The organism is Burkholderia sp. ABCPW 11, assembly GCF_001523445.1.
GTDB lineage: Bacteria > Pseudomonadota > Gammaproteobacteria > Burkholderiales > Burkholderiaceae > Burkholderia.
The window spans coordinates 85,188-97,694 of the sequence record NZ_LOVM01000017.1 but is presented as its reverse complement, the minus strand read 5'-3'; the positions used below and the strand labels follow the sequence as shown (position 1 = coordinate 97,694).

Annotated in this window: 13 protein-coding genes; 9 read left to right on the top strand and 4 right to left on the bottom strand. The window is 67.3% G+C overall.

From position 1 onward, the window contains the following. Positions 1-70 precede the first annotated feature (70 nt). The 4 genes from ribBA to WS61_RS07525 all read left to right on the top strand — a co-directional run bounded on the left by ribBA (position 71) and on the right by WS61_RS07525 (position 3,482). Positions 71-1,213 carry a bifunctional 3,4-dihydroxy-2-butanone-4-phosphate synthase/GTP cyclohydrolase II gene (gene ribBA, locus WS61_RS07540; RefSeq protein WP_059499898.1) on the top strand — a complete coding sequence of 381 codons (1,143 nt, stop codon included), beginning with the start codon at positions 71-73 and terminating at the stop codon, positions 1,211-1,213. A 53-nt stretch (positions 1,214-1,266) separates the two neighbouring features. Further along, positions 1,267-1,782, top strand: coding sequence for a 6,7-dimethyl-8-ribityllumazine synthase (ribH, locus tag WS61_RS07535; RefSeq protein ID WP_034206641.1), 516 nt, complete (start codon positions 1,267-1,269; stop codon positions 1,780-1,782). Continuing rightward, positions 1,779-2,216, top strand: a complete 438-nt coding sequence (nusB, locus tag WS61_RS07530) for a transcription antitermination factor NusB (protein WP_006476662.1) — start codon at positions 1,779-1,781, stop codon at positions 2,214-2,216. Before ribH ends, nusB begins: the two co-directional genes overlap by 4 nt. A gap of 69 nt (positions 2,217-2,285) precedes the next feature. After that, on the top strand, positions 2,286-3,482 hold the full coding sequence (locus WS61_RS07525; RefSeq protein ID WP_059499897.1) for a pyridoxal phosphate-dependent aminotransferase: 1,197 nt from the start codon (positions 2,286-2,288) through the stop codon (positions 3,480-3,482). 107 nt (positions 3,483-3,589) lie between these two features. Here WS61_RS07525 and WS61_RS07520 read toward each other — a convergent pair whose 3' ends face one another. Next, a complete protein-coding gene (locus tag WS61_RS07520; RefSeq protein ID WP_059499896.1) occupies positions 3,590-4,717 on the bottom strand; it encodes a lytic transglycosylase domain-containing protein in 1,128 nt (375 codons plus the stop codon). A gap of 596 nt (positions 4,718-5,313) precedes the next feature. Between WS61_RS07520 and WS61_RS07515 the strand changes: the two genes are divergently transcribed. After that, positions 5,314-6,870, top strand: a complete 1,557-nt coding sequence (locus WS61_RS07515) for a UbiD family decarboxylase (RefSeq protein ID WP_059499895.1) — start codon at positions 5,314-5,316, stop codon at positions 6,868-6,870. Positions 6,871-6,935: 65 nt separating this feature from the next. Beyond that, complete coding sequence (locus WS61_RS07510; RefSeq protein WP_059499894.1) at positions 6,936-7,604, top strand: LysE family translocator; 669 nt, start codon at positions 6,936-6,938, stop codon at positions 7,602-7,604. 117 nt (positions 7,605-7,721) lie between these two features. On the opposite strand, the gene WS61_RS07505 is transcribed toward WS61_RS07510, so the two are convergent. Further along, the gene (locus tag WS61_RS07505; protein WP_006488565.1) at positions 7,722-8,018 is read right to left on the bottom strand and encodes a hypothetical protein; all 297 of its coding nucleotides are present in this window, start codon (positions 8,016-8,018) and stop codon (positions 7,722-7,724) included. Positions 8,019-8,532: 514 nt separating this feature from the next. Here WS61_RS07505 and WS61_RS07500 point away from each other — a divergent pair. Continuing rightward, on the top strand, positions 8,533-9,462 hold the full coding sequence (locus WS61_RS07500) for a Rossmann-like and DUF2520 domain-containing protein (RefSeq protein WP_059499893.1): 930 nt from the start codon (positions 8,533-8,535) through the stop codon (positions 9,460-9,462). 75 nt (positions 9,463-9,537) lie between these two features. Next, on the top strand, positions 9,538-10,101 hold the full coding sequence (locus WS61_RS07495; protein ID WP_059499892.1) for a YggT family protein: 564 nt from the start codon (positions 9,538-9,540) through the stop codon (positions 10,099-10,101). Between the two features lie 14 nt (positions 10,102-10,115). On the opposite strand, the gene WS61_RS07490 is transcribed toward WS61_RS07495, so the two are convergent. Continuing rightward, on the bottom strand, positions 10,116-10,466 hold the full coding sequence (locus WS61_RS07490; RefSeq protein WP_059499891.1) for a DUF190 domain-containing protein: 351 nt from the start codon (positions 10,464-10,466) through the stop codon (positions 10,116-10,118). Positions 10,467-10,489: 23 nt separating this feature from the next. Further along, positions 10,490-10,876 carry a fluoride efflux transporter CrcB gene (gene crcB, locus WS61_RS07485; RefSeq protein WP_059499890.1) on the bottom strand — a complete coding sequence of 129 codons (387 nt, stop codon included), beginning with the start codon at positions 10,874-10,876 and terminating at the stop codon, positions 10,490-10,492. A 403-nt stretch (positions 10,877-11,279) separates the two neighbouring features. Here crcB and WS61_RS07480 point away from each other — a divergent pair, with 403 nt between their 5' ends. Continuing rightward, positions 11,280-12,491, top strand: a complete 1,212-nt coding sequence (locus tag WS61_RS07480; protein ID WP_059499889.1) for a S53 family peptidase — start codon at positions 11,280-11,282, stop codon at positions 12,489-12,491. Positions 12,492-12,507 lie beyond the last annotated feature (16 nt).

Here is a 12,507-nt window from a genome sequence, read left to right as displayed (position 1 = left end):
CCCGGCCTGCGCCAGCCGAAACGCCGCCCGGCTGGCGTAAAATACGCACTTTCCTCTTTCTCGCCCCCTTATGACGCTCGCCTCCACGCTCGACATCATCGCCGAGCTGAAAGCCGGCCGGATGGTGATCCTGGTCGACGAAGAAGACCGCGAAAACGAGGGCGACCTCGTGATCGCCGCCGAATTCGTCACGCCGGAAGCGATCAACTTCATGGCCAGGTACGGCCGCGGCCTGATTTGTCTGACGTTGACGCAGGAACGCTGCAAGCAGCTGCACCTGCCGCTGATGACCTATCGCAACGGCACGCAGTACGGCACCGCGTTCACGGTCAGCATCGAAGCGGCCGAAGGCGTGACGACCGGCATCTCGGCCGCCGACCGCGCGCACACGATCGCCACGGCGGTCGCGCACGACGTGCGCCCCGAGCATATCGTGCAGCCGGGCCACGTGTTCCCGATCATGGCGCAACCGGGCGGCGTGCTCGTGCGCGCGGGCCACACCGAGGCCGGCTGCGACTTCACCGCGCTCGCGGGCCTCACGCCGGCCGCGGTGATCTGCGAGATCATCAAGGACGACGGCACGATGGCGCGCCTGCCGGACCTGATCGAATTCGCGAAGGAACACAACCTGAAGATCGGCACGATCGCCGACCTGATCCAGTACCGCAGCCGCACCGAATCGATCATCGAGCGGATCGCCGAGCGCACGATGCAGACCGCGCACGGCACGTTCCGCGCGGTGCTGTACCGCGACCAGCCGAGCGGCTCGCCGCACATCGCGCTGGTGCGCGGCATGCCGTCGCCCGACGTCGATACGCCGGTGCGCGTGCACGAGCCGCTGTCCGTGCTCGACCTGCTCGAGACGGGCATCTCGACCCACTCGTGGACGCTCGACGCGGCGATGCGCGAGATCGCGGAACGCGACCTCGGCGTGATCGTGCTGCTCAACTGCGGCGATACGAAGGAACACCTGATCGACGTCTTCAAGGCGTTCGACGAGGAAGAAAAGGCCGCTGCGCTCAAGCGCCGGCCGGTCGATTTCAAGACGTTCGGCATCGGCGCGCAGATCCTGCGCGATGTCGGCGTCGGCAAGATGCAGGTGCTGTCGAATCCGCGCAAGCTGGGCAGCATGTCCGGCTACGGCCTCGAAGTCACGGGCTTCATTCCGATGCCCGGCGGCGAGGCCAAGTCCTGCCCGGCGTCCCACGCGTAACCCGCCACGGCGCTTTCGCCCTATAACCGTTCATCCACACCACGGACCAGATCATGGAAATCGGACAATACCAACCGAATCTCGAAGGCGACGGCCTGCGTATCGGCATCGTGCAATCGCGCTTCAACGAACCCGTGTGCAACGGCCTCGCCGACGCGTGCGTCGAAGAACTGGAGCGCCTCGGCGTCACCGGTGAAGACGTGCTGCTCGTGTCAGTGCCCGGCGCGCTGGAAATCCCGCTCGCGCTGCAGAAGCTCGCCGAAAGCGGCCAGTTCGACGCACTGATCGCGCTCGGCGCGGTGATCCGCGGCGAGACCTACCATTTCGAACTCGTGTCGAACGAGAGCGGCGCGGGCATCACCCGCATCGGCCTCGACTTCAACCTGCCGATCGCGAATGCGGTCCTGACGACCGAAACCGACGAGCAGGCCGTCGCGCGCATGACCGAAAAGGGTCGTGACGCCGCACGCGTCGCCGTCGAGATGGCCAACCTGACGATGGCGCTCGACCAGCTCGGCGACGACGAGGACGAAGAGGAAGACGAAGACGACGAAGAGGAGCGCGCATGAAGAAGAGCGCCCGCCGACAATCGCGCGAGCTGGCGACGCAGGGCCTGTACCAGTGGCTGCTGTCGAACGCGCCCTCCGGCGAGATCGACGCGCAACTGCGCGGCGCGCTCGGTTACGACAAGGCTGACAAGGAACTGCTCGAAGCGATCCTGCACGGCGTGATCCGCGAACATGCGACGCTCGTCGAAGCGCTGGCGCCGTCGCTGGACCGTCCGATCGATCAGCTGTCGCCGGTCGAACGCGCGGTCCTGTTGATCGCGACGTTCGAGCTCACGCACCACGTCGAGACGCCGTATCGCGTGATCATCAACGAAGCCGTCGAACTCGCGAAGACGTTCGGCGGCTCCGACGGCTACAAGTACGTGAACGGCGTGCTCGACAAGCTGGCCGCGAAGCTGCGCCCCGCCGAAACGCAGGCGCGTCGCAACGGCTGATACCGTTGGTTGGTCCACGGGCGCGCAAGCGCCCGTTTTTCATTCTTTTCCCCTCCGTCCCGCCCGCCGATGAATACCACCGCCGATTCGCTCGTCACGCTCGCCGCACGCGTCGACGCGATCCAGCCCTTCCACGTGATGGAACTGATGAAGGAGGCACAGCGGCTCGAGTCCTTGGGGCGCGACGTTATCCACATGGGCATCGGCGAGCCGGATTTCACCGCGCCGGAGCCGGTCGTCGAGGCTGCCGCGGCCGCGCTGCGCCGCGGCGTCACGCAGTACACGAGCGCGCTCGGCATCGCGCCGCTGCGCGAGGCGATCGCCGCGCACTATGCGCGCGCGTACGGCCTCGCGATCGCGCCCGAGCGGATCGTCGTGACGGCCGGCGCATCGGCCGCGCTGCTGCTCGCGTGCCTCGCGCTGGTCGGCCGCGACGACGAAGTACTGATGCCCGACCCGTCGTATCCGTGCAACCGGCACTTCGTCGCGGCGGCCGAAGGTCGCCCGGTGCTCGTGCCGAGCGGCCCGGACGCACGCTTCCAGCTCACCGAAAACGACGTCCGCACGCACTGGAACGCGCGCACGCGCGGCGTGCTGCTCGCGTCGCCGTCGAACCCGACCGGCACGTCGCTCGAACCGGACGAACTGAAGCGGATCGTCGAAGCGGTACGCGCACGCCACGGCTTCACGATCGTCGACGAGATCTACCAAGGGCTCAGCTACGACGCCGCGCCCGTATCGGCGCTGTCGTTCGGCGACGACGTCATCACCGTGAACAGCTTCTCGAAGTATTTCAGCATGACGGGCTGGCGGCTCGGCTGGCTCGTCGTGCCGCCCGCGCTCGTCGGCTCGTTCGAGAAGCTCTCGCAGAACCTGTTCATCTGCCCCTCCGCGCTCGCGCAACACGCGGCGCTCGCCTGCTTCGAACCCGCGACGCTCGACATCTACGAAACACGCCGGCTCGAATTCAAGCGCCGCCGCGATTTCATCGCACCGGCGCTCGAACGGCTCGGCTTCACGGTGCCAGTGATGCCGGACGGCGCGTTCTACGTGTATGCGCATTGTGGCGGCGTCGCCCACCCGGCGGCCGGCGACAGTGCCGCACTCACGCAGGCGATGCTGCACGACGCAGGCGTGGTGCTAGTGCCGGGCATGGACTTCGGTGTCCATGCGCCGCGTGACTATATCCGCCTGTCCTATGCAACGGCCTACTCTCGGCTCGAAGAGGCCGTCGGCCGGCTCGCGGCGCTGTTCGGCCAGCACTGACGCCGCGGCCGGGGCGTACCGCCGCTTCACGCATCGCAAAAAGAAAAAGCACCCGAGTCGGGTGCTTTTTTCATGTCGTGCCGGCCGGAGCCGCCGAAACGCGACCGTTACGCGCCGAGCTCCGAATGATCGCCGTGCGACTGCTTCGCGGTATCGACGCTCGCGTCGTCCTGCGGGGCGGCTTCCTTCGGCGCCGCCTTGATCGAGGTCGTGCCGTCGAGCGTCGCATGCACGCGCTTCGCGCCGCCTGCCGCGGCCGTCACGGCAGCGGCAGTGACGATCGGCTTCGCGGGTTGCGCGGGCGCCTGCGGCGCGTTGATCGGCACGCTGCGGCCACGCGCGACGTCGCGCAGGCGGCTGCGTTCGGCCATCACCTTCGAACCGTAGCCGTTGTCGTCGGGATTCGTCGAGCCGTTGTACAGGCGCAGGCCGTTCGCGAGCGAACCGCCGCGCGCGATACAGTCCTTCAGTACCAGTGCGCCGACCTGCAGGTTCGCGAGCGGCTGCAGCGCGGTGTCGGTACCGCCGAAATACTCGAACTTGTCGGAATGCACCTTCGACATGACCTGCATCAGCCCCTTCGCGCCGACGCCGCTTTCGGCGTACGGGTTGAAGCCCGATTCGATCGCCATCACCGACAGCAGCAGCAGCGGATCGAGGCCGACGTCACGACCGGTCTGGAACGCCGCCTTGACGAGCTGGCCGAGCGGCTCCTGGGCGACGCGGTAACGGCGCGACAGATAGGTGGCGACGAGCGCCTGTTCGCGGTTCGACGCGAGCGCGCGATCGTCGCGGGCATCGGCCGCCACGCGCTGAATCGGGATCAGTTTCGCAAGCGCGACGGGCGACGGGCCGTTACGGGCCGGATCGGACGCATCGCCCGGGGCGCCCTGAGCGCCGGCTTCCGGTGCGACGTCGAGGCCAACTGCAAGCGCATCCGTTTCCGGACTCTCTTCCTGCTGCGGCTGCGCGCCGGCAGGCGCGAAGTTCGGCAGCGGATGGCCGGACAGCAGGCGCGCCGGACCGGCCTGCACGGCCGCGGACACGACCGGCATCAGCTTCGCGGCGAGCGTGCCGCGCACGGTTGGCAGCAACCACAGTGCAAGCGCGACCGCGACAGCGAAACAGCCGACAACGCTGAATAGATGGTGACTGACACGCGTCCCGCGACGCAGCAAGTTGCGCACGATTTGCGCATGCTGCTCGGTGGGACGCCACGATAACCAAGCGTTCATTCAGATCATCTCCCATGAACATGACTCGTGCGGCTCGCTCAGCTCGATGGCGAGACGGAAAACGCGCCGCGGAATCACGACGCCGCACGCCTTGGTTGGGACGCGCAAGCATCGGGGAAACGGTATAAGTACCGTTCGAGGCCACGGTGTAAGAAGGCCGGCGCCTTCGCACACTGGGCGAGGCGGGCATACGCGGTGGCACCCACGCAAAAAACCAGCGTCTGGTGGCGCTGGCTGGGACTACGACAAAGGCCGTCGAAAACGCCGTGCAGGATTCGGCGGACGGTGACGCGCTGCGTCAAAGATCGGTGATTGGCGGCTCGAAGCCTTTTACCCTGCAACCAATGTGAGCGGATTCTAGCAGGGTTTTATAGATCGTCAACACTATAAAACTTTCAAATCATAACAAAAAGTAATTTAAAACCACTCTTCAGAACGCAATCCCCGTGCCGTAAGGGGTTTGCGCTCGATCGACTTTTTTCTGCGCCGGGCGGCCGCGCGGCGACCCGGGTAAAATCGTCGGTCGATTCGGGGTCGCAGCCGGCCGCTGCCCCCGCCCACCGCTGCCCGCCCTGCGGGCAGCCCGGACCTTCTTCATGAAATACAAAGACTTACGCGATTTCATTCAGCGCCTCGAGGCGCTCGGCGAACTGCGGCGCGTCACCCAGCCCGTGTCGCCCGTGCTCGAAATGACCGAGCTGTGCGACCGCGTGTTGCGCGCCGGCGGCCCGGCGCTGCTGTTCAACGCGCCGCCCGGCCATGCGTTCCCGGTGCTCGGCAACCTGTTCGGCACGCCGCGCCGCGTCGCGCTCGGGATGGGCGTCGATGCGGGCGACGATGCCGCGCTCGGTTCGCTGCGCGATCTCGGGCGCCTGCTGTCCGCGCTGAAGGAACCCGATCCGCCGAAGAGCCTGAAGGACGCCGGCAAGCTGCTGTCGCTCGCGAAGGCGGTGTGGGACATGGCGCCGAAGTCGGTGTCGTCGCCGCCGTGCCAGGAAATCGTCTGGGAAGGCGCCGACGTCGACCTGAACAAGCTGCCGATCCAGACCTGCTGGCCCGGCGATGCGGGGCCGCTCGTCACGTGGGGCCTGACGGTCACGCGCGGGCCGAACAAGCCGCGCCAGAACCTCGGCATCTACCGTCAGCAATTAATCGGCCGCAACAAGCTGATCATGCGCTGGCTCGCGCATCGCGGCGGCGCGCTCGACTTCCGCGAGTTCGCGCTGCGGAACCCGGGCAAGCCCTATCCGGTCGCGGTCGTGCTCGGCGCCGATCCGGCCACGACACTCGGTGCGGTGACGCCCGTACCCGATTCGCTGTCCGAGTATCAGTTCGCCGGCCTGCTGCGCGGCAGCCGCACGGAACTCGCGAAGTGCCTGACGCCCGGCGTCGACACGCTGCAGGTGCCCGCGCGCGCGGAAATCGTGCTGGAAGGCTTCATTCATCCGCAGGAAGGCGCCCCCGCCCCTGCGCCGGCCGGCGCGCCGCCGCGACCGGCGGGCAACGCGGCGGCCGCGTACGAACACGCGCTCGAAGGGCCGTACGGCGACCATACCGGCTACTACAACGAGCAGGAGTGGTTTCCGGTGTTCACCGTCGAGCGCATCACGATGCGCCGCGACGCGATCTACCATTCGACCTACACGGGCAAGCCGCCCGACGAGCCCGCCGTGCTCGGCGTCGCGCTCAACGAGGTGTTCGTGCCGCTGCTGCAGAAGCAGTTCACGGAAATCACCGACTTCTACCTGCCGCCCGAAGGCTGCAGTTACCGGATGGCCATCGTCCAGATGAAGAAGAGCTACGCGGGCCACGCAAAGCGCGTGATGTTCGGCGTGTGGAGCTTCCTGCGGCAGTTCATGTATACGAAGTTCATCGTGGTCGTCGACGAGGACGTGAACATCCGCGACTGGAAGGAAGTGATCTGGGCGATCACGACGCGCGTCGACCCCGTGCGCGACACGGTGATGGTCGACAGCACGCCGATCGACTATCTCGACTTCGCATCGCCGGTGGCCGGCCTCGGCTCGAAGATGGGGCTCGACGCGACCAACAAGTGGCCGGGCGAAACGAATCGCGAATGGGGCCACCCGATCGAGATGGACGCGGCCGTGAAGGCGCGCGTCGACCGGCTGTGGCAGGAGATCGGCCTCTGACGCCACGCGGCCGGCGGCCGGCACCCGCCGGCCCGCGCATCGCAATCGCCGCACGCACCCCGAAGATGAACTTTCCGCCTGCCTCCATGCTGTCCGACGGATTCTTTCTGTCGCTATCGTTGTGTCTCGACATCGGCCTCGTGAACGTGGCGATGCTGTCGCTGACGCTGTCGCACGGCTTCCGGCCGGGCTTCTGGCTCGGCGTCGGCTCGTGCGTCGGCGATCTCGTTTACGCGGCGCTCGCGCTCGCGGGGATGGCCGTGCTGCTGCAGTTCGAACCCGTGCGCTGGATCGTGTGGATCGGCGGCGGCGCAGTGCTGCTGTTCCTCACGTGGAAGATGGCGCGCGAAGCGCTGGCGCCCGTCAAGGCAGCCGACGACGACGCAGACGATGAACCGCCGCCGCGGGCGAGCGCGCGGCGCAGTTTCGCGCGCGGGATGCTGCTCGCGATGTCGTCACCGAGCGCGATCCTGTGGTTCGCGGCGGTCGGCGGCGCGCTGATCGCGAAAGCCGGCGCGACCACCCCGGCCACCGCGTCGGTGTTCCTGTCGGGCTTTTTCCTCGGCGGTCTCGCGTGGACGCTCTTCATGTGCACGCTCGCGAGCCAAGGCCGCAAGCGTGCAGGCGCCGGGCTGATGCGTGCGTGCCATGTCGCGTCGGCGCTGCTCTTCGCGTATTTCTCGTACAGCGTGATCGTCGGCGGCTACCGCGACCTGATCGTGCACGCGACGTAATCGCGACCGCCCTGCCGAGCCGCGCGCCGAAATGGCGGCCCCAATGAAAAACGGCGCAGCGCCCCTCGCGGGACGTTGCGCCGTTTTGCCGCGCGCGGTCAGGCCGCGCGGGACGAATCAGCGACGCCAGTAGCCGTGATGGCCCCAGCCGCCGTAGCCGTGGCGCCAGTACGGGCGACCGTAGTAGCCGCCGACGACCACAGCGGGCGGCGGCGCATAGTAGGCCGGTGCCGGCGCGTAGTACACGGGCGGAGGCGGCGGCGCGTAGTAGACGGGCGGCGGCGGTGCATAGACGGGATATGCGGGTGCGACCGGGATACCGATGCCGACCCCGATCGACACGTGAGCCTGCGCGGCGCTTGCGGCACCCAGGCCCAGCGCGGCGGCGGCGATGAACGGAATGAGCTTTTTCACTTCGATTCTCCTGCTGGAGCGGTATTTTAGGCGCTCCTGTCGGCAACGGCGGGCATGCACGTCGCATGCAAGCAATGTAGCGAAAACCCGCCCCGCGCGTATCGTGCATTTGTTGCAAATTGCAATTGTCCGCGGCCGGAGCCGCCGTCCGGCGCGGGGCCTCGCACGGGCGCCAACCCTTGCGGGTCGCGCGATTCCATCCGAGGAGTCGGGGCGCGACACGACGATCGGTCAGTCTTACCGGATCCGGCGCGCGCAGCTGGCGCGCGTACGTAATGAACGATTACAAATTCGAGACAACATGCCGACATTTCAAGCGGGACGCAGCCGCATGGAGTTTCGGGGACGGATTCCGAGTCGTGATCCCGCCACGATACCGGATGCCCACCCACGCATCGATCGCGCCGCGCATCGGTAATTCATACGTGCAGCCGCCTCGCATGCTGCCTTCCGCGACATCGCCGTCATTCCTGCGATACTGGCGGCTGCTTCGTTTTCGCTTACATCCGCTGCCATGCCGCTTCCCGACACACCCCGCCTCGGCTTCATCGGCGCCGGCCGCCTCGCGCGCTGTGTCGCGCAGCGTTTCGCGCAGGCCGGCTTTCCCGTCGTCGCGATCGCGAGCCGCACACCCGCATCGGCCGCCGGCCTTGCCGCGCGCATCGACGGCTGCCGCGCGGTCGATACCCCGCAGCAAGTGGCCGACGCCGCCGACCTGATCTTCGTGACGACGCCCGACGATCATCTCGCGTCGAGCGCCGCGGCGTTGCGCTTCGACGCCTCGCGCGCCGCCCGCCAGGCGGTCGTCCATTGCAGCGGCGCATCGGCGGTCGCGCTGCTCGACCCGGCGAAGCAGCAAGGCGTGGCCACCGGCGGCTTCCATCCTCTTTATCTGTTCGGCGGCACCGATGCCGACCTCGCGCGCATCGACGGCTGCTCGGTCACGATCGAAGCGGACGGTGCGCTGCACGCGACGCTGCTGCGACTTGCCGCCGCACTCGGCTGCCATCCGCTGTCGATTCCGGCCGGCGGCCGGATGCTGTATCACGCGGCCGCCCACTACGCGGCGAGCTTCGCACTGTGCGGGCTGTCGGAAGCGGTCGAGCTGTGGCGCGGCCTCGGTTTCGACGAGGACGCCGCGCTACGCGCACTGTTGCCGATGCTCGCCGGCACGATCGAAACCGCCCGCGACAAGGGGCTCGCGAATGCGCTGTCCGGGCCGGTGTCGCGCGGCGACACGGGCATCGTCGAGCGCCAGCTCGCGCTGCTCGAGGCGCGCGGCGGCGATCATGCGGCACTGTACGCGCTGCTGACGCGCCGCGCGGTCGCGCTCGCGGCGAAGCGTGCGACGCCGCCGGTCTCGCTGCCGGCGCTGGCCGAAGCCGTCGAAACGTCGCTCGCGCGCGCGGCCGCGCGCCCCTCCCCGTCGCGAGACGAGGCGTGATAAGGTGTCGGCCGATGCGCCGCCAACCGGCGTTGGCGGCCGCACGCTACTGACTGTATAAAAAGGATGCCAACGATGTTCGGCGAGATCGCCCGTTTTCTGCTCAATACCGTCTTCACGCTATTCGGCGCCGCACTGATCCTGCGCGTCTGGATGCAGGCCGTCCGCGTGCCGCCGTACAACCCCGTCACGCAAGCCGTGCTGCAGGCGACCAACTGGCTCGTGCTGCCGCTGCGCCGCGTGATCGCGGGCGTACGCGGCATCGACTGGGCCAGCGTCGTCGCCGCGCTGCTCACCGCGCTCGTCTACGTCGTGCTGATGGTCGTGATGGCCGGCTTCGATCCGGCCACCGTGATCGCGACGCTCGTCGTGGTCGCGCTGCTCACCGTCGTGAAGTGGGCGCTCAATCTCGTGATCTGGATGACGATCCTGATGGCGCTGCTGTCGTGGCTCAACCCGCACTCGCCGGCGATGCCGATCCTCTACCAGCTCACCGCGCCGTTCCTGAACCCGCTGCGCCGCGTGATCCCGAACCTCGGCGGCATCGACCTGTCGCCGATCCTGCTGTTCGTGATCGTGCAGGTGCTGCTGATGATCGTCACGCGCGCGGCCGTGTCGCTGACGATGTTCGGCATCTGATCCGGCGCGACGCCCTACGCCGCCGGCCCCTGCGCCGGCGGTGCGCCGAGCGTGTCGATCACGCCGAACCGCGCGGGCATCATCGCGTAGCACACACGCACTTTCTCGTGCGATAGCCGCTCGAGCAGCCGTTGCGCTTCGTCCTCGGTGACGATGAATTCGACCTCGATCGCGACCGAGCCCTGCAGTTCGAAGAAGCGATCCTCGTGCAGCACGCGATGCTGGCCGAAACCGGCCATCGCGCGAAACGCGGATCCGCCCGCGACGCCCATCCGGTTCGCCTCTTCCAGCAGCCATTCCCACAGCGGCTTCCAGTGCAGCCGGTGCTGCTCGTGCACGTAGAAACGCAAAAAGACCCTGTCCATCGCTCCCTCCGATGGCGGCCCGCTCAGGCCGCCGCGAGCCACGCGCGCGCGGTCCACATGCCGAGCGCCGTCAGCGCGAACGATCCAGTCAAGTGTAGGGCAGCCACCGCCAACGCCCATCCGAATTCGGCCTCGAGCGCGTGCGTCATCACTTCGACCGAAAAGGTCGAGAACGTCGTGAGGCCGCCGAGAAAGCCCGTGATCACGAACAGCCGCCACTCGGGCGGCAACCCGACGCGCGCGGTAAACATGACGGCGGCCACGCCGATCACATAGCCGCCGATCAGGTTCGACGCGAGCGTGCCGAGCGGCACCGCGGGAAAGAACGCGTTGAGCGCGAGGCTCAGGAACCAGCGCAGCAACGCGCCGAGCCCGGCGCCGACGAAGATCGCGACGATCGAATAGAACAAGGGCACTCCTCTCTGACGCCGCCGCGCGGCGCACGCGGCCTACGCCGAACTGTATGCGCAATCGCGCCGCGCCCGCAATGCCGACAGGCGGCGGATCGTGTCGCGAACGCATGACGCCTTTCACGATTTCCACGCGCGCGCCGCAGTGGACATTTACCGAACAATTACATCGGACATTACGAATCGATTTTGAATCGACCGATTATTTATCGGATTTTTCGAAAATCGATAAAGCAGTTCGATCCGGCTCGGGCTATCCCTGCACAGCACCAATCCATAAGGGATCCCGCGTACTTTCCCTTATCAGACATTCCCTTATTCAGTCGATATTCGATGTAGTTACCGTCGTCGATTTCGTAAAATTGATTCGCCACTCCACTCCATCGACATGGAGACTCGAAAAATGAACAATATCCGCCCGTCGTCCATGTTGATTCCGGCGCTGTGCGCGTCGCTGCTCGCGTCGGGCGCCGTGCTCGCCGACGGCAACGGGCCGCCGCCCTACGTCGAAGGCCATCGTGCACCGGCAGGATTCGCGCGCCCGCCGTTCCACACGAAGCCGCGTGCGAGCACGGCCACGATCGCCGGCCTCACGCCAGCACTCACCCGGCATGCATACGGGTTCGATGCGATCGCGAACCAGGGCGACGGGATGGTCGTCGCGATCGTCGACGCGTACGACGACCCGAAGATCGAGTCCGATCTCGGCGTGTTCAGCAATGCGTTCTCGTTGCCGGCCTGCACGTCGTCGAACGGCTGTTTCACCAAGGTGTACGCGCACGGTGCGCGGCCCAAACCCGATTCGGGCTGGTCGCTCGAGATCTCGCTCGACGTCGAATGGGTGCATGCGATCGCGCCGAAGGCGAAGATCGTGCTCGTCGAAGCCGCATCGGCCAGCTTCAGCGACCTGCTGGCCGCGGTCGACGTCGCGGTCAGGCGCGGCGCGTCGGTGGTGTCGATGAGTTTCGGCGGCAACGAATTCGGCAGCGAGACGGGCTTCGACAGCCACTTCAACGTACCGGGCGTGACGTTCGTCGCGTCGTCCGGCGACAGCGGCACCGGCACCGAATACCCGGCCGCGTCGCCCTATGTGGTGTCCGTCGGCGGCACGACGCTGTCGTCCGATACGGCCGGCAACTACATCGGCGAGGCGGCGTGGAGCGGCAGCGGCGGCGGCGTGAGCAGCGTCGAGGCCGAGCCGGCCGGCCAGGCTGCCTGGCCGATTCCGGTGGCCGGCAAGCGCGGCGTGCCCGACGTCAGCTACGACGCGAATCCGTCCAGCGGTTTCGCGGTGTACGACTCGGTCACTTATCAAGGACAGGCCGGCTGGTTCCAGGTTGGCGGCACGAGCGCGGGTGCGCCGCAATGGTCGGCGCTCGTCGCGATCGCGAACTCGCTGCGCACTGCGGCCGGCAAGAAATCGTTGAGCGGCACCTACGACACGCTCTATACGGTCGGCAAAACCGCGTACGGCAGCGACTTCCACGACGTAACGACCGGCTCCAACGGCAATTGCGGCAGCATCTGCAACGCGGCGGGCGGCTACGACTACGTGACGGGCCTCGGTTCGCCGATCGCGCCGGCGCTCGTGCAGGCGCTCGTCGCCCGGCCGTAACCGGCGCGGCCGCGGC

Coding starts and splice junctions, on each gene's coding strand:
- ribBA (WP_059499898.1), top strand. CDS start 71: ATGACGCTCGCCTCCACGCTCGACATCATCGCCGAGCTGAAAGCCGGC.
- ribH (WP_034206641.1), top strand. CDS start 1,267: ATGGAAATCGGACAATACCAACCGAATCTCGAAGGCGACGGCCTGCGT.
- nusB (WP_006476662.1), top strand. CDS start 1,779: ATGAAGAAGAGCGCCCGCCGACAATCGCGCGAGCTGGCGACGCAGGGC.
- WS61_RS07525 (WP_059499897.1), top strand. CDS start 2,286: ATGAATACCACCGCCGATTCGCTCGTCACGCTCGCCGCACGCGTCGAC.
- WS61_RS07520 (WP_059499896.1), bottom strand. CDS start 4,717: ATGAACGCTTGGTTATCGTGGCGTCCCACCGAGCAGCATGCGCAAATC.
- WS61_RS07515 (WP_059499895.1), top strand. CDS start 5,314: ATGAAATACAAAGACTTACGCGATTTCATTCAGCGCCTCGAGGCGCTC.
- WS61_RS07510 (WP_059499894.1), top strand. CDS start 6,936: ATGAACTTTCCGCCTGCCTCCATGCTGTCCGACGGATTCTTTCTGTCG.
- WS61_RS07500 (WP_059499893.1), top strand. CDS start 8,533: ATGCCGCTTCCCGACACACCCCGCCTCGGCTTCATCGGCGCCGGCCGC.
- WS61_RS07495 (WP_059499892.1), top strand. CDS start 9,538: ATGTTCGGCGAGATCGCCCGTTTTCTGCTCAATACCGTCTTCACGCTA.
- WS61_RS07490 (WP_059499891.1), bottom strand. CDS start 10,466: ATGGACAGGGTCTTTTTGCGTTTCTACGTGCACGAGCAGCACCGGCTG.
- WS61_RS07480 (WP_059499889.1), top strand. CDS start 11,280: ATGAACAATATCCGCCCGTCGTCCATGTTGATTCCGGCGCTGTGCGCG.